The sequence below is a fragment of the Enterobacter sp. Acro-832 genome (assembly GCF_011752745.1).
Lineage (GTDB): Bacteria > Pseudomonadota > Gammaproteobacteria > Enterobacterales > Enterobacteriaceae > Enterobacter > Enterobacter quasiroggenkampii.
Genome location: NZ_VWWX01000002.1, coordinates 682,447 through 706,512, shown reverse-complemented (window position 1 = coordinate 706,512; position 24,066 = coordinate 682,447). Strand labels below are relative to the sequence as shown.

The 24,066-nt window shown below is 56.2% G+C and carries 25 protein-coding genes; 8 read left to right on the top strand and 17 right to left on the bottom strand.

The features are described from left to right. Positions 1 to 3: 3 nt before the first annotated feature. The 6 genes from F3J31_RS09845 to osmE form a co-directional block, all read right to left on the bottom strand. On the bottom strand, positions 4 to 1,359 hold the full coding sequence (locus tag F3J31_RS09845; RefSeq protein WP_045910256.1) for a 6-phospho-beta-glucosidase: 1,356 nt from the start codon (positions 1,357 to 1,359) through the stop codon (positions 4 to 6). 109 nt (positions 1,360 to 1,468) lie between these two features. Then, on the bottom strand, positions 1,469 to 2,287 hold the full coding sequence (chbR, locus tag F3J31_RS09840; RefSeq protein WP_029740446.1) for a transcriptional regulator ChbR: 819 nt from the start codon (positions 2,285 to 2,287) through the stop codon (positions 1,469 to 1,471). A gap of 29 nt (positions 2,288 to 2,316) precedes the next feature. Then, positions 2,317 to 2,664: a PTS N,N'-diacetylchitobiose transporter subunit IIA gene (gene chbA, locus F3J31_RS09835; RefSeq protein ID WP_032639846.1), complete on the bottom strand. Its 348-nt coding sequence runs from the start codon at positions 2,662 to 2,664 to the stop codon at positions 2,317 to 2,319. A gap of 46 nt (positions 2,665 to 2,710) precedes the next feature. Further along, positions 2,711 to 4,069 carry a PTS N,N'-diacetylchitobiose transporter subunit IIC gene (gene chbC / locus F3J31_RS09830; protein ID WP_167212798.1) on the bottom strand — a complete coding sequence of 453 codons (1,359 nt, stop codon included), beginning with the start codon at positions 4,067 to 4,069 and terminating at the stop codon, positions 2,711 to 2,713. Positions 4,070 to 4,148: 79 nt separating this feature from the next. After that, positions 4,149 to 4,466 (bottom strand): PTS N,N'-diacetylchitobiose transporter subunit IIB, encoded by a 318-nt coding sequence (chbB, locus tag F3J31_RS09825; RefSeq protein ID WP_008500676.1) that lies wholly within the window; start codon positions 4,464 to 4,466, stop codon positions 4,149 to 4,151. Between the two features lie 284 nt (positions 4,467 to 4,750). Then, the gene (gene osmE, locus F3J31_RS09820) at positions 4,751 to 5,092 is read right to left on the bottom strand and encodes an osmotically-inducible lipoprotein OsmE (RefSeq protein WP_008500677.1); all 342 of its coding nucleotides are present in this window, start codon (positions 5,090 to 5,092) and stop codon (positions 4,751 to 4,753) included. A gap of 221 nt (positions 5,093 to 5,313) precedes the next feature. Between osmE and nadE the strand changes: the two genes are divergently transcribed. Then, entirely contained in the window at positions 5,314 to 6,138 is an 825-nt protein-coding gene (nadE, locus tag F3J31_RS09815) for an ammonia-dependent NAD(+) synthetase (protein WP_023292679.1), read from the top strand. 115 nt (positions 6,139 to 6,253) lie between these two features. Then, complete coding sequence (cho, locus tag F3J31_RS09810; protein WP_045910612.1) at positions 6,254 to 7,132, top strand: excinuclease Cho; 879 nt, start codon at positions 6,254 to 6,256, stop codon at positions 7,130 to 7,132. Here cho and ves read toward each other — a convergent pair. From ves to F3J31_RS09775, 7 genes are all read right to left on the bottom strand, one after another. After that, positions 7,110 to 7,667 (bottom strand): environmental stress-induced protein Ves, encoded by a 558-nt coding sequence (ves, locus tag F3J31_RS09805; RefSeq protein ID WP_021241069.1) that lies wholly within the window; start codon positions 7,665 to 7,667, stop codon positions 7,110 to 7,112. The two genes, cho and ves, sit on opposite strands and share 23 nt — an antisense overlap. Positions 7,668 to 7,964: 297 nt before the next feature. After that, on the bottom strand, positions 7,965 to 8,459 hold the full coding sequence (gene spy / locus F3J31_RS09800; protein WP_023292681.1) for an ATP-independent periplasmic protein-refolding chaperone Spy: 495 nt from the start codon (positions 8,457 to 8,459) through the stop codon (positions 7,965 to 7,967). Between the two features lie 338 nt (positions 8,460 to 8,797). Beyond that, a complete protein-coding gene (astE, locus tag F3J31_RS09795) occupies positions 8,798 to 9,763 on the bottom strand; it encodes a succinylglutamate desuccinylase (protein WP_167212796.1) in 966 nt (321 codons plus the stop codon). Positions 9,764 to 9,773: 10 nt separating this feature from the next. Then, the gene (gene astB / locus F3J31_RS09790) at positions 9,774 to 11,099 is read right to left on the bottom strand and encodes an N-succinylarginine dihydrolase (protein WP_111966877.1); all 1,326 of its coding nucleotides are present in this window, start codon (positions 11,097 to 11,099) and stop codon (positions 9,774 to 9,776) included. After that, positions 11,086 to 12,573, bottom strand: coding sequence for a succinylglutamate-semialdehyde dehydrogenase (gene astD / locus F3J31_RS09785; protein ID WP_167212793.1), 1,488 nt, complete (start codon positions 12,571 to 12,573; stop codon positions 11,086 to 11,088). The genes astB and astD overlap by 14 nt, the downstream gene beginning before the upstream one ends. Further along, a complete protein-coding gene (gene astA / locus F3J31_RS09780) occupies positions 12,570 to 13,604 on the bottom strand; it encodes an arginine N-succinyltransferase (protein ID WP_008500686.1) in 1,035 nt (344 codons plus the stop codon). The genes astD and astA overlap by 4 nt, the downstream gene beginning before the upstream one ends. Continuing rightward, entirely contained in the window at positions 13,601 to 14,821 is a 1,221-nt protein-coding gene (locus F3J31_RS09775; protein WP_045910251.1) for an aspartate aminotransferase family protein, read from the bottom strand. The genes astA and F3J31_RS09775 overlap by 4 nt, the downstream gene beginning before the upstream one ends. 433 nt (positions 14,822 to 15,254) lie before the next feature. On the opposite strand from F3J31_RS09775, the gene xthA reads away from it, so the two are divergent. Beyond that, positions 15,255 to 16,061, top strand: coding sequence for an exodeoxyribonuclease III (xthA, locus tag F3J31_RS09770; protein WP_008500688.1), 807 nt, complete (start codon positions 15,255 to 15,257; stop codon positions 16,059 to 16,061). Positions 16,062 to 16,067: 6 nt separating this feature from the next. Continuing rightward, positions 16,068 to 16,739, top strand: a complete 672-nt coding sequence (locus tag F3J31_RS09765; RefSeq protein WP_167212791.1) for a TVP38/TMEM64 family protein — start codon at positions 16,068 to 16,070, stop codon at positions 16,737 to 16,739. Positions 16,740 to 16,843: 104 nt separating this feature from the next. Here the strand turns inward: F3J31_RS09765 and F3J31_RS09760 are convergent, their stop codons facing one another. Then, positions 16,844 to 17,404, bottom strand: a complete 561-nt coding sequence (locus F3J31_RS09760; protein ID WP_167212789.1) for a hypothetical protein — start codon at positions 17,402 to 17,404, stop codon at positions 16,844 to 16,846. Beyond that, on the bottom strand, positions 17,385 to 17,837 hold the full coding sequence (locus F3J31_RS09755; RefSeq protein ID WP_167212787.1) for a hypothetical protein: 453 nt from the start codon (positions 17,835 to 17,837) through the stop codon (positions 17,385 to 17,387). Before F3J31_RS09755 ends, F3J31_RS09760 begins: the two co-directional genes overlap by 20 nt. Before the next feature lie 323 nt (positions 17,838 to 18,160). Between F3J31_RS09755 and F3J31_RS09750 the strand changes: the two genes are divergently transcribed. From F3J31_RS09750 to F3J31_RS09735, 4 genes are all read left to right on the top strand, one after another. Continuing rightward, entirely contained in the window at positions 18,161 to 19,330 is a 1,170-nt protein-coding gene (locus F3J31_RS09750) for an ABC transporter substrate-binding protein (protein WP_167212784.1), read from the top strand. Continuing rightward, complete coding sequence (locus tag F3J31_RS09745) at positions 19,303 to 20,832, top strand: thiamine ABC transporter permease (protein ID WP_167212782.1); 1,530 nt, start codon at positions 19,303 to 19,305, stop codon at positions 20,830 to 20,832. Before F3J31_RS09750 ends, F3J31_RS09745 begins: the two co-directional genes overlap by 28 nt. After that, complete coding sequence (locus tag F3J31_RS09740) at positions 20,832 to 21,452, top strand: ATP-binding cassette domain-containing protein (protein WP_167212779.1); 621 nt, start codon at positions 20,832 to 20,834, stop codon at positions 21,450 to 21,452. Before F3J31_RS09745 ends, F3J31_RS09740 begins: the two co-directional genes overlap by 1 nt. Positions 21,453 to 21,525: 73 nt before the next feature. Beyond that, a complete protein-coding gene (locus tag F3J31_RS09735) occupies positions 21,526 to 22,833 on the top strand; it encodes a sulfurtransferase (RefSeq protein ID WP_167212776.1) in 1,308 nt (435 codons plus the stop codon). On the opposite strand, the gene F3J31_RS09730 is transcribed toward F3J31_RS09735, so the two are convergent. Then, the gene (locus F3J31_RS09730; protein WP_167212773.1) at positions 22,830 to 23,447 is read right to left on the bottom strand and encodes a CDP-alcohol phosphatidyltransferase family protein; all 618 of its coding nucleotides are present in this window, start codon (positions 23,445 to 23,447) and stop codon (positions 22,830 to 22,832) included. The two genes, F3J31_RS09735 and F3J31_RS09730, sit on opposite strands and share 4 nt — an antisense overlap. After that, positions 23,440 to 24,009: a carboxymuconolactone decarboxylase family protein gene (locus F3J31_RS09725; RefSeq protein WP_024908562.1), complete on the bottom strand. Its 570-nt coding sequence runs from the start codon at positions 24,007 to 24,009 to the stop codon at positions 23,440 to 23,442. The genes F3J31_RS09730 and F3J31_RS09725 overlap by 8 nt, the downstream gene beginning before the upstream one ends. Positions 24,010 to 24,066: the final 57 nt, after the last annotated feature.

Sequence of the window (24,066 nt, the reverse complement as noted above, 5' to 3'; positions counted from 1 at the left end):
CTCTTATTGCTGTTTGAACTTCAGCTTCTCGATCGTGGCGGCAAAGTTCGGCAACCATTTTTCATGCGCCAGGATCATCTCGCTGGCCAGCTGCTCCGCGTCGCGGTCAGAATGCACCAGCGGGCTGAGATTCAGGGCCAGCAGCACGTCATTGAGCTCACCGCTCAGCGCCGCGTTGCTTGCCGCCACTTCAAAGCCTTTGATGGTGTGGATCAGCCCCATGACCTTGTCATCGAAGTGGGTGATGCGTGGATGCGGTTTAGCCCCCTCGCGTCCCAGGATGCAGGTCATTTCGACGGCCCAGTCAGCTGGAATATTGTCGACATGGCCGTGGTGCGGCACGTTGACATAGTGCTCCGCCTGCTTGTCGTTGTAGATGGCGTTGATCACTTCACACGCCGCATCGGAGTAGTAGGCCCCGCCGCGCTGCTCCAGCTCTTTCGGTTTGACGTTCAGGTTCGGGTCTTTATACAAATCGAACAGCTGCTTCTCAACCTTCTGAACGATCTGCGCACGTGCGCCGCCCTTATAATACTCGCCCATTTCGATGGCCAGCATCTCTTTCTGCTTGAAGTAGTAAAGCAGGTACGAGCAAGGCAGCAGATTCAACGAGCGGATCAGCCCTTCGCTGAACGGCAGGTCAAAGATGTTTTTCACCGATGCCGCAGTCAGACGACCGGAGGCCACGCCGTCGAGGAGCTCGGCAAAGCGCGATTTTCCGTTCACGATGACATCTTTAATAAACACCATGTGGTTCAGGCCGAACAGATCGATGGAGAGATCGTCGCTGTCGGTCAGCGCCAGCACGTCGCGGATAAACATCTTCATGCCAATCGGAATGTTGCAGACGCCGATAAAACGTTTGAAGCCGGTATGACGATAGACCGCTTCAGTGACCATGCCGGCCGGGTTGGTGAAGTTAATGACCCACGCGTTCGGGCAGATCTCCTGTACGTCTTTGACGATGTCGAAAATGACCGGGATAGTACGCAGGCCTTTAAACAGGCCGCCCGCGCCGTTAGTCTCCTGCCCCAGATACCCGTGGCTCAGCGGAATACGCTCGTCCAGCTCACGCGCCTTCAGCTGGCCGACGCGCAGCTGGGTGGTGACGAAATCCGCATCTTTCAGCGCCAGACGACGATCGAGGGTTTTATGCACGGTCAGAGGCACGCCCGCTTTTTCCACCATGCGCTTGCACAGATCGAAAATAATATTCAGCTTCTCCTGACCTTCCTCAACGTCCACCAGCCATAATTCGCTGACCGGTAATTCATGATAACGTTTCAGGAAACCTTCAAGTAATTCCGGGGTATAGCTGCTGCCGCCACCAATGGTTACGACTTTTAATTTCTTCTGCATAATATCTCCCTTAGCGTATCAGGTTAATCGCCTGCAAGGTATAGCGTGCTCTTCCCGCTATTTGGGCAAGCCATTAAAGCAATATTCGTGGCGGGTAATCCGCCGAAAGTTAATTAATTACCGTCAAATTTTTCCGGTAACTGTTCGGTGTGAATGACGTCAATTTCTTAAAGGTTTTAATAAACAGGCTGGGACTGCTGTATCCTGACTCGTAAGCAATATCGGTGACAGAATAGTTGGTAATTTCCAGCTGTTTTTTAGCAAAATTAATGCGGATTTCATTAATAATTTGCACGGGCGTTTTACGATAATAACGCTGCGTCGCACGGGTCAGATATTCCTGGGATTTGCCCGACAGGGAGACCATATTTTCCAGCGCATTTTCGCTGAACTGGCCTTTGTCGTGCATCAGCTCAACGGTGCTGCGTAGCCATTGCGGAATATCATCCGTCACCTGCTGCTCTTCACGATGATGACGCAACCGGTTCATCACGTAGAAGGTCACCGTTTCAATAAACTCATCAAATTCATTGTCGCGGAAGTTAAGCGAGGCGATCACCGTTTCAATCCAGGTCATGAACTCGTTTTTGACCCGATAGACCTGAGAGGCCACAAAGCAGAACGGCACCAGCGGCAGATAGTGCTTCTCGAAGAAACGTCTGCTGACGCCCACATTCAGAATGCGGGTGGCACCAAATTCGTAAAAGCTCTGGTGATAAGACCCCATCGGCAGGAAGACGAAATCCCCTCGTTCAAGCAGGACGCGCTTACCGTTGATCTCCTGATAGTAGCGACCGGTCAGAACAATCGTGAACTCGTAGTAGTCATGCTGATGCAGACCACTGGCGCTCTCCGTCTTGTTGTAGATAACCACGTGAAAATTTTTGCCATTAAACAGCTGCTGTTCAAGTGCGGTTTTAATTTCCATCGTGCTGACCTCCTGCTACTCAGTCTGACTTACTGCATCTTCTCGTGAAGCTCAATGAGCTCCGCCACCAGCTCACGTGCCAGCATCGAGGTCATCAGGTGATCCTGCGCGTGAACCAGCACCAGGCTGACCTTCATCTTCCCTTCGCCCTGATCGCTTTCAATCAGCTTTGTCTGCACCAGGTGCGCTTCGTTCAGCGCCGTGCGGGACTGTTCCATCATGGTTTTCGCCGCGGCGAAATCCCCCTGCTTGGCCTGCTTCAGTGCGGCATAGGCCAGGCTGCGGGCCTGCCCGGAGTTGATGATAAGCCCCATCACCACTTCTTCCAGATCGTTCTCGGCGGCGTCGTCTGCGACAATACTATCCAAATCTAACATCTTTAAGCTCCTTGTGGCTGGCGCGGGTTTCCCCGCGCCGTCAATCTTAGAATTTCAGTGAGAGGGCAATATCCTCTTCGCTCTCATCTTCATCAATGATGGTGGCGGCTTTGTTCGCAATCGCCACGAATGGCATGTACAGCAGGGTGGCAATCCCGAGGTTGAATATCGCCAGCAGGAAGGCCGCGACGCTGCCGTTGGTGTTGAAGAAGGCACCCAGGCCCGCCGGCATGGTCCACGGTGCAATGTTGGTAACCGGTGGAATGATGCCCATGTAGTACGCCGTCAGGGTGATAGCGGCCAGCAGCGGCTGAATCAGGATGAACGGAATGAACATGACCGGGTTCATGATGATTGGCAGACCGAACAGGATCGGTTCGTTAATCTGGAAGATGCCTGATGGCAGCGCCAGCTTCGCGACCTGACGATAGTCAGCACGACGAGAGACAATAAAGACCGCGATGATCAGACCCAAGGTCGCCCCGGTACCGCCCAGGAAGATATAGGAGTCAAGCATCGGCTTCGCCCACACATGGAAGGTTTTACCCGCTGCCAGCGCCGCGTCAACGGAGCCGTACTGCTGATAAAGTGCAACGTTTTCCAGTGCCCATGGGGTCATAATTCCGCTGTCCAGCGCAGCCAGTGCCAGTGAACCATGCACGCCAAAGAACCACAGCAGAGAGGTGAAAATCACATACGCCCAACCGACCACGCCACCCATCGACGCCAGCGGCGTAGAGATAGAGTCCATGATGATCTGGTGGAAGTTTGTGCCCCAGTGAGAGAGCGCCCAGGCAATAATCCCCATGATAGAGAGAATAATGAAGCCTGGAATCAACGCGGAAAATGAACGGGATACAGAAGCCGGTACGCTATCCGGCAGGCGAATCACCCAGTTTCGACGGATGATAAAGGTGAACATCTCTGCCACCACCAGGCCGATAACAATACCGGAGATGATGTTAGCCCCACCCAGCCAGTTGGCGCCAACGGCATAGGCTTCACCCACGCTGTAAGGCGTGACGGTCATAAAGGCGGCGACGGATAATAACCCGGCGGCCAGCGGATCGACCTTACGCTCTTCTGCCAGCGCCATCCCAATAAAGAAAGGCGCCATCAGCGACATAATTCCCAACGTACCGTTATAGACGTTGCCGCCGATGGCTTTAAAACCATTAAGGGTTTCAATAGTGGAAGCGTCTAACCGAATTCCTAATGAATAAAAGAAGGAACCTTCACCAAAGCTCAGAAAAACGTTGTTAATTAAAACGAACATGGCCCCGGCCAACGTCAACGGCATTAATTTAATAAAGCCGTTTTTGATGGCATTAACGTGAGGCTGCTTTCCTATTTTAACAGCAAAAGGAAGGAGTACCTTTTCAAGTGAAGCGATGACTTTACTCATAGGAAAATACCCTTAAATGCCGTAACGCATGTTACGGCGTATTGTGTGTGAAATAACTCTTTGACGGGAAAAATAAAAATTAATTAGCAGCTTTTTTAATGGCTGCCACAGCAGCTTTAAGAACACCTAAACCATCAATCTTGCCGTACAGCCCCGAGTCGATCACTTCAACCGGTTTATTCGGTAACAGTCGTTGAATTTCGGGCAACATATAGGCAATTTGCGGTCCCAGTAAAACAACATCGGCTGTCTGACCTTTTTCGCCCGCCAGCGTCTCTGGGAACGCTTCGATCACCACAGGGACTTCATACTTTTCAGCCTGCGCACGCATCTTTGAGACCAGAAGCGAGGTTGACATGCCCGCTGAGCAGAACAGGTAGATATGTTTCTTTTCCATCGTGATTTCCCTCTTGTATGACTACCTGCCATCGCGCTATCACTCGACTCGCTGTCCCGGCAGACAGGTAGTTTGCGTACTGTTGTTTATCGTTGGAGTGAGTATACGCAATGGTACAGACAGGGGATAATTCTGAATAGACTAGAATTGTCTCTCATTGACCTGGCTTGTTGACTACCCTCACATTTCGGGCAAATAATTCGCGAAAAGAAATAAGATTTTCTGATGCATAAAAAAACCGGCCCCGGGGCCGGTTTGTTAACATCCTCAGGCAAGCAGGGTGACTACGCCTTAGGTGCCTGCGGATCGGTGTCGTATTCAGCACAGGTCTGATAGCCGGAGTTGATCACATGACCGGTATCATCCAGGGCGACAAAGTAGGTTTCTGCCTTACCATCACGTTGACCCAGGATATAGGTCTGGCAGGTCCCTTTCGCATGAATCATGGTGACTTCAGAAGAAGGTTTACCGGCAATCGCAGCCACCTGCGAACGGGTCATCCCCTTTTTAACGTCTTTTACTACGGGCTGCGTAAACTGATCCTTGGTGCGATCGTAAGCCGTACACCCTGCCAGCATAGTCAGTACCGCCGCTGCGCTAAGAATTCCTGCTACGTTCTTGTTCATATTCCGTCCTCTTGTTTATCAGCGTGTTATCTAAGCATGGGATAAAAAGTACTATTGTTCAACTTTGTGCGTTACGCCAGACGAATTTCGGAAAATTCTAATAAAACAACGATAAGCTGCTAAATCGGCGCAAATTAGCGCACTCGAAACTGTGATCCTTGTCGTTTCTCGCCCAAAGGGTTAGTTTTAACAGTTAACACATTCTGTTTATGGAGAGCGTGATGACTCTGCAACAAGAGATTATCCAGGCGCTGGGCGCGAAGCCTGCGGTAGATGCAAATGAAGAGATCCGCCGCAGCGTGGATTTTTTAAAAGCGTATTTAAAGAAGAACTCTTTCCTGAAATCTCTGGTGCTGGGCATCAGCGGCGGCCAGGATTCAACGCTGACCGGCAAGCTCTGCCAGATGGCCATTTCAGAGCTTCGCGAAGAGACGGGCGATGAGACGCTGCAGTTTATCGCTGTGCGCCTTCCTTACGGCGTACAGGCAGACGAGCAGGATTGCCAGGACGCCATTGCCTTCATTCAGCCTGACCGCGTGCTGACCGTGAATATTAAAGGCTCGGTGCTGGCAAGCGAGCAGGCGTTACGCGAAGCGGGCATTGAGTTAAGCGATTTCGTTCGCGGCAATGAAAAGGCACGTGAGCGCATGAAAGCGCAGTACAGCATCGCCGGGATGACCAAAGGCGTCGTGGTCGGCACCGACCATGCGGCCGAAGCGATCACCGGGTTCTTCACCAAATATGGCGACGGCGGCACCGACATTAACCCGATCTTCCGCCTGAACAAGCGTCAGGGCAAGCAGCTGCTTGCCGCGCTGGGCTGTCCTGAGCATCTGTATAAGAAAGCGCCGACAGCTGACCTTGAAGACGATCGCCCTTCCCTGCCGGATGAAGCGGCCCTTGGCGTCACCTACGACAACATTGATGATTATCTGGAAGGCAAAAAGCTGGATGAAGGCACTGCGAAGATCATCGAAGGCTGGTATCTGAAAACCGAGCACAAGCGTCGCCCACCGATTACGGTGTTTGACGACTTCTGGAAATAAACGCAAAACGGTAACCCCGTTTTGTAGGCCGGGTAAGGCGTCGCCGCCACCCGGCTCTTTTTTAACCACCACACTCCTGCTACACTGTATACCTGAACAGTATATGGAGCGGTATGTGAGCAGGCGTCAATCCGCCCCGCGTCTTGAGTTTGAAGCGGCGGCTATCTACGAATATCCCGAGCACCTTCGCCCCTGGCTTGAAGCATTGCCTAAACAGCCGGGCGTGTACATCTTTCACGGCGAAAGCGACACCCTGCCGCTCTACATCGGCAAGAGCGTTAACATTCGCAGTCGGGTATTATCCCATCTGCGTACGCCGGACGAGGCCGCCATGCTGCGCCAGTCGCGACGCATTACCTGGTTCCAGACGGCGGGAGAAATGGGCGCGCTGTTGCTGGAGGCGCGGTTGATAAAAGAACAACAGCCGCTGTTCAACAAGCGCCTGCGCCGCAACCGTCAGCTCTGCTCCCTGCAGATCAATGAAGGCAAGCCACAGGTCGTCTACGCGCGCGACGTCGATTTTTCTCATGCCCCGAATCTCTACGGACTGTTCGCCAATAAACGTGCCGCACTTCAGGCGCTGCAGACGCTGGCGGACGAGCTCCAGCTTTGCTACAGCCTTTTGGGCCTGGAGGCGACCACGCGCGGACGCGCCTGTTTTCGATCCGCGCTGAAGCGCTGTGCCGGTGCCTGCTGTGGCAAAGAGAGCGTTGAGGCGCACCACGCACGGCTCCTCTCTGGTCTGGGGGCCATCAGCGTGAAGTGCTGGCCCTGGGAAAGCGCCGTTGCGCTCAAAGAAGTGGGTGACGCGATGACCCAGTACCACATCGTCAATAACTGGCTCTGGCTGGGCGCTGTCGACGATATCAACGACGCGGCAACCCTGCTGCGCACGCCCGCCGGATTTGACCACGATGGCTACAAAATTCTCTGTAAACCTGTCCTGGCCGGTAAGTTTGAGATCATTGAACTCAATGGCCTGGCAGCCACGTGATTTCGCTGAACAATAAGGTACCCTGAGCCTCCAGCAGACGCAGCGTATGGGTACCCTCCTCCCAACTGGCGCCCTGATCGGCCGTCAGCAATTTATCACCCAGCTGCCACGCCCCGCTTAACACAAACACCACGCCCCCGCGTGTGCCAAAGGTGGTAAAGGTACGGTCAGCCACGCGCACCTTCGCCCGGCAGCAGTCGCGACGGGTCATGATGTTGAAGTCCATCGCCATCCGCCCATCGGACAGCAGCGCTTTCACCGGCAGGTCGCCGGCAAAGCTGTAGGGCTGATGGTGCTTCAGGGTATGGAAGAACGCCTGGCCGGCATCCAGCGTCACCTCCCCGCCTTCCAGCAAGGTAATCACCCGATCGACGCCGGGAAAAGAGGAGAATTCGCCGTTACTGGCGATAGTCGCGATACTGGCACGCCAGTGAAAATCACGCGTCGCGGGAGGGAAACAACAAATCTCACGCGTTTCACCAGCACCATTGCGCCACAGGCTGACCGGCATTTTACGGATATCAAAGAACTCCATCACCACTCCTGAATGGCACAACCCGTGCCAGGGCAAGGATATTGCTATCGTTGCTGTCTTGTTTGTTATCGTTAGGTATTCACAGACACAGTATCGGCAGCAGAGCGGGCAGGCCTTAGCGGAACGTTAATAAAAATGCTAACGCCATGACTCTACAAACATTCTCTGATGCGACTACAGGAGCATACCGCGCTGGCGGCGGCAGACAAGAGGGCAGGAAAGAAAAACCGCCGGTCCTGTCCACAGCGTTTTCGCTTTTGTGGACAGGATCCCGGCGGTCTTAAGAGAGTGAACCGATTATTCGGTTGGTGCTGGCATTTTACCTTCCATCGCCGGACGTTCTGTCAGACGCTTCTCAAAATTCGCATTAAATTGTTTTTTCTGTTCCGGGGTCAGAATGTTGTAGATCTTATTCTGGGTTTCCAGGTGAGCCAGCATGCGGGCTTTGTGCTGCTCGGCCATTTTGTCGATCTGCGCTTCGGCTTTTGCCTTGTCGAAGCTGTCGCTGGCGATGATGTCATGCATGGCACGACGCTCTTCCAGCGGCGGACGTTTCATCTGCTCGCGTTCGCTTTTCCGGATATCGCGGATCTGCTGTTTCTGCGCATCCGTCAGGTTGAGATCCTTAAACATCATCATCTCGTTGTGCATACCCGGGCCTTTATGATGCATCATCATTTTGCCTTCAGCAGGCGCGGCAGCGGTTGTGGTCGCAGTATCTGCGGCGAACGCCATGCTGGTAGCGCCCAGAGCCAGGGTAGAAGCAACAAACAGTGCAGTAAACTTACGCATAATTTATTTCCTTTCTTTCAGTTATTCTTCGGCGCTATGCCGTGTTGACGAGATTAACTTTACGGGGTTTATCGTCAATTAGTCAGAGCAACGGTAAAACAATGAAAGTGTAAAAAACAAATTTTCGCCAAATGTGGAGGAAATAAGGATAAAGCGTGGAGAGTTGCAACAAAAAATATTCAATGCAATGATTTTAAAGCGATTTAGCAAAAGTATAACGGAGTGAAGGTGAATAATAAAGCAATTCACCAGGAATATTCTGCAAAACACGTACAGGCGCTTTAATTGCTAAGAAAGGGTATTTTACTTCCCCTCCCGGATGAAGAGAGGGGAAAGGTTCAGGATATTTTTTCCAGCATCAGTCCGGCACGCAGGCCAAACGCCACGGTGGGATTAGGGAATAAAACATACTCGGTGGTTTTCTGCACCTCATAACGCTCCTCGCCATCCTCGGCCAGCAGCGCCCCTTTGCGGAACGGCGTGAAGTTCAGGGTATGCGCGGCCATATGGAGCAGGAAGGCATCGCTGCGGCGCGTGATCTGCTGTACGACCCGGTACCGCTCGACGGGCTGATGCGCAGGCTCGGGAGCCTTTCCTCCCAGCAGCGCCCGCAGGGCGAGATGCGTGGGCGCAAAGCGAGAGAGATCGTTTTGCCCAAACGGCAGCGCTTTCCCCAGCTCCAGCGTACAGGACAACGCACCAAAGTGTTCACAGGTGAAGTGCGTAAAGGTTCCGCCCGGCGACTGGTGAAACACCAGCGCCTCCAGCCCGGCGTCTCCCAGCCAGCTCAGAAAATCTTCCTCCCACGGCTGATTGCGCTGCGGCAACACGCCGAAGCGAACATGGTAGGATGCGCGGATGGCCGTATGCAGATCCAGATGCCAGCGCGCCGGTCCCGCAGCGGCAAAAAACGCGGTCACGACGTTCTCCAGCCACTCTGCCCGCGCCGTTTCGTCACTCTGCGGAAACTGCGACCAGCGCCCGCCGAACATGCGGTTAATGTCGCTCACCAGATACCGTTTGTTTTCCGCCAGCGCAGGCGGATTGCCGAGCACCACCAGCACGCGGCACGTCAGGGCAATCTCATTGCGATACAGCGCGCGCAGCAGCAGATCGACAATCTCAACCGGTGCCGTTTCATTCCCGTGAATGCCCGTTGAAAGCAGCAGCGACAGATCGCTTTTTGCTGTCGGCGTCAGCTCAAGCACCCCGCGCCCCAGCCACCGCCAGCGAAATGAGGGACCGTCCCCCTCTTTCTGTTCCGGCGTTTCATCGGCCAGGGTCAGCGCCAGTAAATTTTCCATATCCACTCCTTTAGCGCTGGAACGGATAAACCGATCCCAGTTGCAGGATTGTCGACAACGCGTCCAGCGCCTCGCGTCCTTCACGCAGAAGCTGCGGGTCAACCAGATCGGCCTGCGTTAGCCGGTCGCGATAGTAGCGATCGACCCAGTCATTCAGGCGCGTAAAGAGCGTATCGTTCATCATGACCGCCGGATTAACCGCCTGCATTTCGTCCTGAGTCAAGACCACGCGCAGACGTAAACAGGCTGGACCACCGCCGTTGGCCATGCTTTCGCGCAGGTCAAATACGCGCAGTTCGTCAATCGGGTTATCGGCCTTCACCAGTTCGGTCAGGTAGCGCCACACGCCCTGATGATCCCGGGACTCCTGCGGCAGAACCAGCATCATGCTGCCATCATCGCGGCTCAGCAGCTGGCTATTGAACAGATACGTTTCAACCGCGTCCTGCACGCTTACCGCCGCCGTTGGCACCTGAATGGGCGTAAAGCCGCGTACGCGCTCATGCAGCGTGGCGAGCAGCTTTTCCTGATGGGCGAACGCCTGCTCGTGACAGAACAGCACCTGGCGGTTGGAAACGGCAATCACGTCATTGTGGAACACGCCCTGGTCGATCACATGCGGGTTCTGCTGGGCGAAAATCACCTGGGAAGGATTGACCTGGTTCAGGCGGGCAACGGCCTGGCTCGCCGCCAGCGTCTGACGTGCAGGATAACGGGTTGGCGCGGCGTGGCCCCCCTCTTCGCGCCCGTAAATAAACAGCTGCAGACCCGGCTCGCCGTAATCGCCCCCCAGGCGGTTATGGTTGGCCGCGCCTTCGTCGCCAAACATCGCTACCTGCGGCAGGGCCTGATGCACCGCGAAATGGGCGTCCTGGTTGAAAATAGCGCGCAGCACGCGCTCGGTGGTTTCCGCTTCGGTGGCGCGGTGAAACTTGTTATTCAGGTTCGCCACCGTCAGATGGACTTTGCCATCCAGCGTATCGGCTGACGGCGCGACGGTTGCCGCGTTGGCGACCCACATCGAAGAGGCCGAGCTTGCCGCCGAGAGCAGATGCGGCGTCTGCGTACCCGCTTTTTCGACCACCTGCTCATCGGTGCCGCTAAAGCCGAGCTGACGCAGCACCGCCACGTTCGGACGCTCCTGCGGCGGGATCACCGCCTGCGGGAAACCGGCATCCGCCAGCGCTTTCATCTTCAGCAGCCCCTGCTTCGCCGCCAGCTTCGGGTTGGAGACCTGAAAACGGTGCTTCGTGGAGGCTTCATTACCAAAAGAGAGACCGGCATAGTGGTGGGTCAGCCCCACCAGCCCGTCAAAGTTGACTTCACGCGCTTTCATGACGATCCCCTCCGGTAAAGTCCAGCCCCGGATTAAGCGTCTCCGGCAGCGTCAGCGCCGGGGTTTCCAGGCTCGCCATCGGCCAGGCACAGTAATCGGCGGCATACCACGCGCTGGCGCGATGGTTGCCCGATGCGCCCACGCCGCCAAACGGCGCGGTGCTCGCGGCCCCGGTCAGCGGTTTATTCCAGTTCACAATCCCGGCGCGCGCTTCCAGCAGCAGCCGATCAAACTTCTCGCGATGCGGCGAAATCAGACCGCTCGACAGGCCATAGCGGGTGTTATTCGCCATCGCAATCGCCGCATCGAAATCGTCATAGCGCCAGACGCACAGCAGCGGGCCAAAGACCTCTTCATCCGGCACGTTGCTCGCGCCGCTCATCTCAACGATGCCCGGCGTCAGCAGCGAGGTACCCGGCTGAACCTGCTTCGGTTCGAGCAGGGTTTTCGCGCCGCGCGCAACGTGGTCCTGCCAGGCCTTCAGCACGTTCAGCGCGGCCTGTTCGGAAATCAGCCCGCCGATAAACGGCTGCGGATCGGCATCCCACGCGGCTGGCACCAGGCGCGCGCTCACCTCTACCAGACGCTTCAGGAAAGCATCACCCTGCGCGCCCCGTTTCACCAGCAGGCGGCGGGCGCAGGTGCAGCGCTGTCCAGCGGTAATAAAGGCGGACTGAATCGTCAGGTGCACCGCGGCGTCAATATCATCCAGGTCTTCCACAATCAGCGGGTTGTTGCCCCCCATCTCCAGCGCCAGAATTTTTTCCGGCTGCCCCGCCAGCTGGCGGTGCAGCTGATAGCCCGTCCCGGCGCTGCCGGTAAACAGCAGGCCGTCGATATCGCTCAGCGCGCTCAGCGCCTGGCCGGTTTCACGTCCGCCCTGCACCAGGTTCAGCACGCCCGGCGGCAGGCCAGCCTGTTCCCACAGCTTAACCACCGCCTCGCCGGTGAAGGGCGTGAGCTCGCTCGGTTTAAAGATCACGGTATTGCCCGCCAGCAGCGCGGGCACAATGTGGCCATTCGGCAGATGCCCCGGGAAGTTGTACGGACCAAACACCGCCAGCACGCCGTGCGGACGGTGGCGCAGCGTGGCCGCGCCGTCCGGCATCTCGGTGTGCTGTTCGCCAGTACGGGCGTGGTATGCCTTCACCGAAATGGCGATTTTGTTGATCATCGCCGTCACTTCGGTTGCCGCTTCCCAGCGCGGTTTACTGGTTTCTGACGCGATGATGCGCGTCAGCTCGGCCTTGTTTGCCTCCAGCAGCCCGGCAAACTTTTCAACAATTTCCTGGCGCACGGCGAAAGACTGTTTTGCCCACGCCGGAAACGCGCGGCGGGCGGCATGGCAGGCTTGTTCCACCTGCGCAGCGCTGGCGTCATTCCCCTTCCAGAGCGCCTCTTTTCCTACCGGATTGGTCTTTACGCGCTGTTCGCCTTCGCCCGTGACCCAGTCACCGTTAATCCATAATGTCATGCTGTTTTCTCCTCAGGGCAGAGACGCACCAGGCGAACCTTATCGCCGGCGTTACATTTCAGGGCATCCAGTTCTGCAGCCGTCAGCACCAGACGTTCACATTTCGGGTTGGTCCGCACCAGCATGGCGCGGAAGTTGGCATAATTTTCGTTCGCCACCAGGCACGCCGGCCAGTCGCCCGGCGCGGGCTGGCCTTCAGAGACCTCAACCAGCCGGCTCTTACGGATCGCGCGCACGCGGTCGATATCGCACTCAAGCGTAGGCCCACCGTCAAAGATGTCGACATAGTTGCGGTAGCGGAAGCCCTCTTTCTCCAGCACCGCGCGGGCGGGTGCGGTTTGCGGATGCACTTCGCCGATCACCGCCTGCGCTTCCGGGCTGAGGAAATGGGTATAGATAGGATGCTTCGGCATCAGTTCGGCAATAAAGGCCTTCTGACCGGTGCCGCAAAGATAGTCCGCCCGGCTGAACTCCATCGAGAAGAAGCGCTCGCCCAGGCTCTCCCAGAACGGTGAGTAGCCGGTGTCGTCGATCACGCCGCGCATCTCCGCGACCACTTTTTCGTTAAAGCGATCGCGGAAGGCGGCCATAAACATAAAGCGCGATTTGGAGAGCAGATAGCCGTTGCCCTCTTTGCGCCACGCCGGATCGAGGAACAGCGTGCAAAGCTCGCTGGCGCCCGTGTGGTCATTGCAGAGAAACAGCGTGGGCAGTGCGTTATAGACGTTCAGCTCTTTCGAGGCGTGAACCATGGTACCCACGCGGTAGTTGTACCACGGGTCGTTCAGCCCGACGGCGACTTCAATGGCGCAGATCCCGGCCACGGTTCCCGTATCGGTGTCTTCCAGCACGAACACATACCCCTGTTCGCTTTTTGGCAACGTCCCCTGCCAGGTTTGCAGGGCGCGCTCAATGCGCGCCGACAGCGTTTTTTCATCGGCAGGAAGCGAGGTCAGCCCGCCTCCCGTCTTACCGGCAAGCTGCATGAGCCCGGCGAGATCGCCGCGCTCAACGGGACGGATGACCATCATGATGACACCCCGGATTTCACTTTTTCACACGCCAGCGCAAAGCGGTCCAGACCGGTTTGCACCTCTTCCTCGCTGACAATCAGCGCAGGAGCAAAACGCACGACATTAGCACCGGCAATCAGCACCATCACGCCTACTTTTGCCGCTTCCTGTGAAATAAGTTTAGCTTTTCCGGCAAACTCAGCGGTGAGCTCGCAGCCGATTAACAGCCCCAGACCACGGATCTCTTTAAACAGGCCAACCTTGCTGTTGATGGCATTCAGGCGCTCAACAAACCAGTCGTGGCGCTGCTTAACGCCCTTCAGCACCTCAGGGGTGTTAATGATGTCGAGTACCTGTCCGGCGACGGCGGTGGCCAGCGGGTTGCCGCCGTAGGTGGTGCCGTGGGTGCCGACGGTCATCACGCTGGCGAATTTATCGGTGGTCAGCGTCGCGCCAATCGGGAAGCCGCCGCCCAGCGCTTTGGCGGTCGACAGCACGTCCGGCGTCACGCCGTAGTGCATATAGGCATACAGCTCGCCGGTACGGCCCACGCCGGTCTGCACTTCGTCGAAAATCAGCACCGCGTTGTGACGATCGCACAGCTCGCGCAGCCCCTGCAGGAACGCTTTTTGCGCCGGAAGCACGCCGCCCTCGCCCTGCATCGGCTCGACGATCACCGCGCAGGTGGTGTCGTTAATCAGCTCGCTGGCGGACTGCAGATCGTTATAAATACCGTGACGAATATCCGGCGGCAGCGGCGCGAAATCCTGCGAATAGGAAGGCTGCCCGCCTGCGCTGACGGTAAAGAGCGTGCGTCCGTGGAAGGCATTTTTAAACGCCACGATACCGCTCTTGTGGGTTCCAAATTTATCGTGCGCATATTTGCGCGCCAGCTTCAGCGCCGCCTCGTTGGCTTCCGCCCCCGAGTTACAGAAAAAGACCTTCTCCGCAAACGTCGCGTCGATCAGTTTTTTGGCCAGGCGCAGCGCGGGCTCGTTGGTAAAGCCGTTGCCGGTATGCCAGAACTTCGCCGCCTGATCGTTCAGCGCCTGACGCAGCGCCGGGTGCGCATGACCCAGCGCGTTCACCGCAATCCCACCTGCAAAGTCGATATACTCTTTACCCTGCTGATCCCACAGGCGCGAGCCTTCCCCACGAACCGGAATAAAAGCCGCCGGAGCGTAAACCGGCATCATCCATTCATCGAAATTTTCACGCGTAATTGACAGAGACATAGCGACCTCATCCGGTAAATAAAAGGTTATTTGAATGTTAAATAATTGAGTGTTTGCACTGTGAATGTAGATTGCAGCCTTCGTGCCAGCCAGCGATAAAAATGCATAAACGGGTTGAGGTAACAGAATATCAATGAGTTACAATATGGAGTTATTCACTGTTAGTGCATAAAAAGTGAATATTTTTACGACAAGCGGCGCTTTGCCGCATGAAAATCAGAAAGAGTATGCACAGGCCAAATATAATTCTGGAATTGTGATCGCTCGCGTAATTTATCGGCCATTTACGCCCTGTTTGGGGGCGAAGCGCGTCAGAATGGTGCAAATATTGCACCACCGGCATTATCTGTTGCAGTTATTGGTCGAAGCCGGTAACAGTTGACGCAAATTCTGCTACCATCCTTGCACTATTCACCTTGCACTGGCAGCGACTATGAAATTTGTCTCTTTTAATATCAACGGCCTGCGTGCCCGCCCTCATCAGCTTGAAGCTATCGTTGAGCAACATCAGCCAGATGTGATCGGCCTGCAGGAGACAAAGGTTCACGACGACATGTTCCCCCTCGAAGAGGTGGCGAAACTCGGCTACAACGTCTTTTATCACGGCCAGAAAGGTCACTATGGCGTCGCGCTGCTCACCAAAGCGCCGCCGGTTTCCGTGCGTCGCGGCTTCCCGGGCGACGGTGAAGAAGCGCAGCGCCGTATTATCATGGCGGAAGTCCCTTCTGCGATCGGGAATATCACGGTCATCAACGGCTATTTCCCGCAGGGTGAGAGCCGTGATCATGAAACCAAATTCCCGGCGAAAGCGAAGTTTTATCAGGATCTGCAGGACTACCTGACCACCGAACTCAAAAAAGAGAATCCGGTGCTGATCATGGGCGACATGAATATCAGCCCGACGGATCTCGATATCGGTATTGGCGAAGAGAACCGCAAACGCTGGCTGCGCACCGGCAAATGCTCCTTCCTGCCGGAAGAGCGTGAGTGGATGGAGCGCCTGCTGGGCTGGGGCCTGGTGGATACCTTCCGCAATGCCAATCCGGAAACGCAGGATCGCTTCTCCTGGTTTGACTATCGCTCTAAAGGCTTTGACGACAACCGCGGCCTGCGTATCGATCTTCTGCTCGCCAGTTCGCCGCTGGCCGAGCGCTGCATCGAAACCGGGATCGACTACGACATCCGCAGCATGGAAAAACCGTCTGACCACGCGCCAGTGTGGGCTAAATTCAAGCTGTAATGACGCGTGAACATTCCAAAAACACTCTTCCTGTGCGCCCTTCTGGGCGCATTTATGTTGACGTTTGTCATGCTTCCCCCGGGAACCCTCTCCCTGGAAGGGATTAAAACGCACCATCAGGCGTTACTCGCCTATGTCGACCACGCGCCGCTGCGCAGCGCGCTGATCTTTTTTGCGGTCTATGTGGCGGTCTCCGCCCTCTCGATACCCGGCGCGGCGGTCCTGACCCTGCTGGGCGGGGCATTGTTTAGCCTGTGGGAAGGCACCGTGCTGGTCTCCTTTGCCTCCACGCTCGGGGCCACGCTGGCGATGCTCGCCAGCCGCTATTTTTTGCGCGACTGGGTGCAACGGCGGTTTGCCCGGCAGATGAGTACGGTGAATACCGGCATGGCACGCGACGGCGCGAACTTTCTTTTTGCCCTGCGCCTGATGCCGCTGTTCCCGTTTTTTCTGGTGAATTTGCTGATGGGGCTGACCCGGATTGGGGTATTTCGCTACTGGTGGGTGAGCCAGCTCGCCATGCTGCCCGCCACGATTATCTTTCTGAACGCCGGGCGCGAGCTGGGAAAAGTGACCTCGCTGCGCGATATTTTGTCGCCGGGCATGGTATTCGCCTTTACACTACTGGGGTTATTACCGCTGATTACGCGTCGGCTATTCAAAATATATATAGACTGAAATAAATCAACATCAGCCATATTAAATACAGCATTTAACTCAGATAACAATCCAAATAAAAACCCATTATGTTAATTAAGAATATAATGGGTTCCTAAAATTAATCATCTCCGTTTGGAAGAAAACTTAATATCCACTTGTTTATAATCATCCAATTTTTCAGACTTGTAAGCTGAATTTAAATTGGTTGGTACTTTTGTTCTGGCTTTAAATTGATCATCACTTACACACAATGCTCCATCATAGCGTGTATTGAAGGATGAATCATTATTTATCTCACCAATTTTATCTATTAATAATTTCTGAATTGCTGTTTTATTTAAGCCACCAGACTTAGTATGTATCTCATGAAGCAATGAAATTATTTTTTCTTTTGGCGAAAGGCTCTGATAAGCTTTTTTAGATTCATCAATTTCATTTCTGAGGCCGTTGATAATCAAATCTTTTTCATCTGCTTTACATGAAACCCTGTACGAAGTATAAAGCCCACTGAAAAATGATGCAATTAAATAAGCTATTATTGCAATTTTATCACCGTATTGACGGTAAGCTTCAGGGTAATACTTCTGAATGCATAGCAAAAATATAAGCGGTAGTCCAACAGCTAGTGCCGTCGCTATCCATCCAATAATGAATAGTCCAGTATCACTTCTCTTCTCGGCCATTTTCAAATTCATCCATGCTTAAAGAAAAAATATCCAATGACTTATGAAGTAAAGAAATTGAAAACTTAATACGTTCATCAATTAAATCTTTGTTGAACCTATCTTTAATACGGACAACCTCTTCCCGTGAAAACATCACCTGTTTCTTTTCAAGATCAGCAATTACGCCTTTAACTCCAATTGCTTTTTTATTGAAGTCATTTGCTATTTCAAAATTAACTATTGCTTCTTCATCATCAATATAAGTTATTGGATTGGTTATGTTAATAAGCAAATATTCATCAAGGAAATGCTTGAGCATTCCAAAAAACTGGTCTCCCTCAAAGTCTAGCTGGAAAATTAAAGAGCCATCGCTCAACTCCTTATAAGAAGCACATTTGAAAGATGAGATTTTCTCTAGCGTGTTTTTAGCATCCAAAACAAATTCATTCATTGAAATCAATCCATAATACAAGTTAGTAACAACAAATCAAATCACTACCTCACTCAATTTTAACACATTGCTTTATACCTCGCCAATTTTTTATTTATACATCTTAATATTGCGCACTATAAATTATGAAGTTTATATATTCTTATGATAATTTCAACTAATGAAGTTTAGTAAAAAAACAGTATTGATTAGACGAAACACATCCAAAAGGAAATATACAAAGACAATCCTTTCCTTGTTCGCGTCATCCGTATGTAAGATTAAATATTAAAAACATAATTTAATATGATATATTTCAATTCAAGCATATTTAAGGAGGCATTATGCGCCGTGTGCGTTTTTGCACGTTTCTGACCGGTCTGCTGCTGGCAGCCCCCCTATTTGCCGCCGACGGCTGGCAGGCCATTCAGCAACAGGCTAAAGGCCAGACCGTCTGGTTTAACGCCTGGGGCGGCGATCCGGCGGTCAACCGCTATCTGGAGTGGGTCAGCGGTGAGATGCAAACGCACTATGCCATTACCCTTAAAATTGTCCCGCTGGCGGATGCTGCCGACGCGGTAAAACGCATTCAGACCGAAGCCGCCGCGGGGCGTAAGACCAACGGCTCCGTCGACCTGCTGTGGGTTAACGGCGAGAACTTCCGCACGCTGAAAGAGGCAAACCTGCTGCAGACCGGATGGGCGCAGACGTTGCCCAACTGGCGCTATGTCGATACCCGCAAACCGGTTACGGAGGATTTTGCGATTCCCACAGACGGCGCGGAATCGCCGTGGGGAGGCGCGCAGCTGACCTTTATCGCCCGCAAGGCCAGCATGCCGACGCCGCCTGTGGATCCTCAGGCGCTGCTGGCTTACGCGCAGCAGCACTCCGGCAAGATCAGCTATCCTCGCCCGCCCGATTTTACCGGCACGGCATTTCTTGAGCAGCTGCTGCTGACGCTGACCGCTCACCCGGACGCGCTGCAAAAGGCCCACGATAGCACCTTTGCCGAGGTGACGGCGCCGCTCTGGGATTATCTGGACAAACTCCACCCGCTGCTGTGGCGCGAAGGGAAAGATTTCCCCCCTTCTCCTGCACGGATGGATGCCCTGCTTGCCAGCGGCAGCCTGAACCTGTCCCTGACCTTTAACCCTGCACATGCGCAGCAAAAAGTGGCGAGCGGCGAACTTCCCGCCGACAGCTACAGCTTTGGTTTCCACGGTGGAACGATTGGCAACGTCCATTTTGTGGCGATTCCGGCCAATGCCAGCGCCAGCGCAGGGGCGAAAGTGGTCGCCAATTTCCTGCTTTCACCGCAGGCGCAGATCCGCAAAGCTGACCCGGCCATCTGGGGCGATCCGAGCGTGCTGGATGCCAAAACGCTGCCTGAAGATGAAGCCAGACAGCTGCTGGCCCACACGCCGCAGGGGCTGCCGAAGATGCTTGCAGAGCCCCAGTCCGCCTGGGTGAATGCGCTGGAGCAGGAATGGCTGCGTCGTTACGGCACCCGCTGAGCAGGCTTATCTGGCTGGCGATGGCGGTAATTTATCTGCCGCTCCTGCCCGCCAGCGCCATGCTGTTTGCCCCGGCGTTTTCGGTGACAAACTGGCAGCGGCTGCTGAACGATCCGCAGCTGCCTCAGGCAACCATTGCCACGCTGGTCTCAACGCTCATCGCCACGCTGGGGGCGTTGCTGATTGCCCTTCTCCTCGTCAGCCTTGTCTGGCCCGGGAAACGCTGGCGACGTCTCACAAGCCGCCTGCCGTGGCTGCTGGCGATCCCCCATGTGGCGTTCGCCACCGGCGCGCTACTGCTGTTTGCCGAGGGCGGTCTGTTTTATCAGGTCTGCACCGTCTGTTCCCCACCGTTTGACCGCTACGGCGCCGGGCTGGGGCTGACGCTCGCGGTCAAAGAGAGCGCCTTTGTCCTGTGGGCGATTTACGCCGTGCTGCCGGAAAAACGGCTCGCGCAGCAGAAGATCGTCCTGCAGACATTCGGCTATGGCCGTTTTCAGACGCTCAGCTGGCTCATCCTGCCGGCTATCGCGCCCGTTCTCGGCGCGGTGATGCTGGCGGTGCTGGCGTGGTCGCTGTCGGTCGTCGATGTGGCGATCGTTCTCGGGCCGGGCAACCCGCCTACCCTGGCCGTGCTGGCCTGGCAGTGGTTAAGCCAGGGCGACGCGCAGCAGCAGGCAAAAGGGACGCTGCTGTGCCTGCTTCTCCTTCTGCTGCTGGCCGCGCTTGCCGCCCTGGGATACGGCCTCTGGAAGGCATGGGTTCGCACGTTTGCGGATTTCACCGGAACGCGTCCCCGGTCTCAGCTCGCCCTGCCTGAGCGGGCACTGAGCGGGTTTCTGCCCGCGTGCGGCGTGCTGTGCGCCGCGGTGCTGCTGATGCTGGCGCAACGGGAAGACGTTGGCCCGGTGGGGACCAGCCTGTCCTTCGGTCTGCTTTCAGCCCTGATCGCCCTGGTCGTCGGCTTACTCTGGCTGGAATGGGGTCCGCAGCGCGGCGCGCTGTGGGTATGGTTACCGCTCGCCCTTCCGGCCCTCCCGCTCGTCACCGGCCAGTATGCGATTGCGTTGCACCTGGGCGTCGACGGGCACTACGCCGCCGTGCTCTGGAGCCACCTCCTGTGGGTATTGCCGTGGACGCTGCTGGTGCTGCAACCCGCCTGGCGCCGGATCGATCCTCGGCTGCTCCTCACCGCCAGAACCCTAGGCTGGCGACGGACCAAAGTCTTCTGCCTGGTGAAATGCCCCCTGCTGGTGCGCCCTGCGCTACTGGCCTTTGCCACCGGCTTTTCCGTCAGCATGGCGCAATACATGCCGACGCTGTGGCTGGGCGCGGGGCGTTTCGCCACACTGACCACCGAAACCGTCGCGCTGAGCAGCGGGGGCAGCATCCCGATTCTTGCTAACCGGGCGCTGGGATTACTGCTGGTCACGGGCTCGGTGTTTGGTCTTGCCGCCCTGCTATCCCGGCTCGTGGGCCGCTACCGACAAGGGTTACGTTAATGCTGAAGGTAAAAAATCTCACCATCGAACCGCTTTTCCGCGAGGTCAGTTTTTGCGTGCCCCGGGGGGAGATCGTCACCCTGATGGGGCCGTCCGGCAGCGGCAAATCGACCCTTTTTGCCTGGATGGTCGGCGCGCTGTCAGACGATTTCCAGGCGCGGGGTGAACTGTGGCTCGACGCGCGTCGCTGCGACGCTCTTCCCGTGGAGTCCCGCGGGCTGGGTATTCTCTTTCAGGACGCGCTGCTGTTCGACCAGTTCAGCGTCGGGCAAAATTTGCTGCTGGCGCTGCCTGAGCGGATCGCCGGCAGCGCGCGGCGGGAAGCGGTCGCGCAGGCGCTGGATTCCGCCGGGCTGAGCGACCATTACGCCAGCGACCCGGCCACCCTTTCCGGCGGGGAGCGCGCCCGGGTCAGCCTGCTGCGGGCCCTGCTCGCGGAGCCGCAGGCGCTGCTGCTGGATGAACCGTTCAGCCGCCTCGATAAAGCGTTGCGGGCCTCATTTCGGGCATGGGTGTTTGACGCCGTCCGCGCGCGCAATATTCCGGTGGTGCTGGTCACGCACGATGAGGACGATATTCCACCCGGCGGCGAGCTGATTGAGATTTCTCGCTGGCAATAATGTGCTAACGCAATGTTTTCCGATTCGGGAGAGACGACAATGCCCCCCTCTTTTACTGACGTCAGGTTATACGATGAAACGTGTTTCTCAACTGACCGCGCTGGCCCTGCTCTGCGGCCTCGCTTCTTTTTCCTCGCTGGCGGCTGATATGCCCAACGCCATCACGCTGTCTCAGCTTCAGGCACAGCACGGCACGCCTGTCGACACACGCGCCAGCGCCTTCTATAACGGCTGGCCGCAGACGCTCAGCGGCCCTTCCGGGCATGAACCCGCCGCACTCAACCTTGCTGCCGCCTGGCTTAGCGCCATGAGCGATGAGCAGATTGCGCTGTGGGCAAAACAGCATCAGCTTACCCCTGCGACGACCATCGCCCTCTATGGCGACGAAAACGATAACCAGGCGGTGAAAGCGCGGCTGGAGAAAGCCGGATACCGCCAAGTTTCGCTGCTCAGTGACGCACTGCAGACCCCAGACCGCCTTCAGCGTCTGCCCCACTTTGAACAGCTGGTTTACCCGCAGTGGATCCACCGGCTCCAGCAGGGTAAACCCGTGACTGCCGCACCGGCGGGCGACTGGAAAGTGATCGAAGCCGCCTGGGGCGCACCGAAGTTTTACCTGCTGAACCACATTCCCGGCGCGGGCTATATCGACACCAACGAGGTGGAAAGCGAACCGTTGTGGAATAAAGTCTCCGACGACAAGCTGAAAGCGATGCTGGCGAAGCACGGGATCCGTCACGACACCACCGTCATCTTGTATGGCCGCGACGTCTACGCCGCCGCGCGCGTGGCGCAGATTATGCTGTATGCGGGCGTGAAGGATGTGCGTATTCTCGACGGCGGCTGGAAGGCGTGGTCAGATGCAGGCCTGCCGGTTGAGCGCGGCACGCCCGGTAAAGTAATGCCAGCCCCCGATTTTGGCGCGCCGATCCCCGGTCAGCCGCAGCTGATGGTGGATATGGAACAGGCGCGCGGCATGCTGCACCGTCAGGATGCCTCCCTTGTCAGTATTCGCTCGTGGCCGGAGTTCATCGGCGAAACCAGCGGCTACAGCTACATCAAGCCAAAAGGTGAAATTGCCGGTGCCCGCTGGGGTCACGCGGGCAGCGATGCTACCCATATGGAGGATTTCCATAACCCGGATGGCACCATGCGCAGCGCTGACGACATCGCCGCCCAGTGGAAGCGCTGGAATATTCTGCCGGAACAGCACGTTGCGTTTTACTGCGGCACCGGCTGGCGGGCGTCTGAAACCTTTATGTACGCCCGGGCGATGGGCTGGAAGAATATCGCCGTCTATGACGGCGGCTGGTACGAATGGAGCAGTCACCCGCAAAACCCGGTGGCGACCGGTGAACGCGGGCCTGAAAGCGCGCTCTAAGGGTTAAGTGACTTCAGCGTCACGTAGCCGCTCCAGATGCGCGTTGTGGTGGTCAGCCAGCACAGCGCGCCAAATACCCACGCGAAGAGCGTAAAGTGCGCCGGAAAGAGGCAGCACAGCACAAACAGCGCGAGGGTCTCCGTCCCTTCCGTTAACCCGCCGATGTAATAAAACGACTTGTGCGCATAGCCGGGGTTGTCGATGTCGTGCTTCGCGGCCAACGCCGCAAACGCCAGAAAACTGCTGCCGGTCCCGATAAACGCAAACAGCAGCCAGGCCGCGGCCAGCGCATTCTCAACGGGTGCTGCCAGCGCAAAGCCAAACGGCACCAGGGCGTAGAACAGAAAATCGAGCGCAATATCGAGAAATCCCCCCGCATCGGTCAGCCCTCTGCGGCGCGCCAGCGCCCCATCCAGACCGTCCAGCAGGCGGTTCAGCACGATGACGACCAGCGCCGCCGGATACCAGCCAAGGGCCAGAAACGGCAGCGCCAGCACGCCGATGGCAAACCCGGTCAGGGTTAATCCGTCGGGCGTTATTCCCGGTCGGTCCAGCACGGAGACCAGACGATTCAGCGCCGGTTTTATCCGCGGATGAAGGTGGCGATCAAGCATGAGGCGTCTCGTTAAAGGTGGCGCACAGCCCCTGCGCCGGAATATCCAGCGCGGCGTTAAAGCGGGCAGAGAGATTCTGAAAGGCAATGAGCGCCGTCATCTCGGTGATGGCGTCATCCGTAAAGTGGCGCTTCAGCGCCGCTCTGATGGCCTCATCCGCCCGGGGCGGCGTGGCGGTCACCGCCTCGGCGTAGGCCAGCGCCGCGCGCTCCTGCTCCGTGAACAAGGCGGAACCCTGCCAGTCGCTCACGGCCTGCACCTTATCCAGCGCCCCGCAGCGCTCGGCCAGCCGCAGGCTGTTGGCATCAATACAGAAAGCGCAGTGGCAGAGCTGGGACACCCGCGTCATGAGCAGCGAACGAAGCACGGGCGTCAGGCGCGCGCGACGACGCTCCAGAAAACCGACGAACAGCGCCACCAGCCAGAACAGACGCGGCATGCGCCCCCACCAGCGCGTGGGATTCAGCACGGCGCCAAAATGCTTTTTCTGCATCACGGCAATGGGTTTAAGGCTGGCGGGAAGGGATTCGATAGGGGCAACCCAGGCGGTAGTCTCTTTCACCTGATTCTCCTGATAGCTGGACTCTGAGAAAGGGCACGATAATATGTCTTTTTTCGC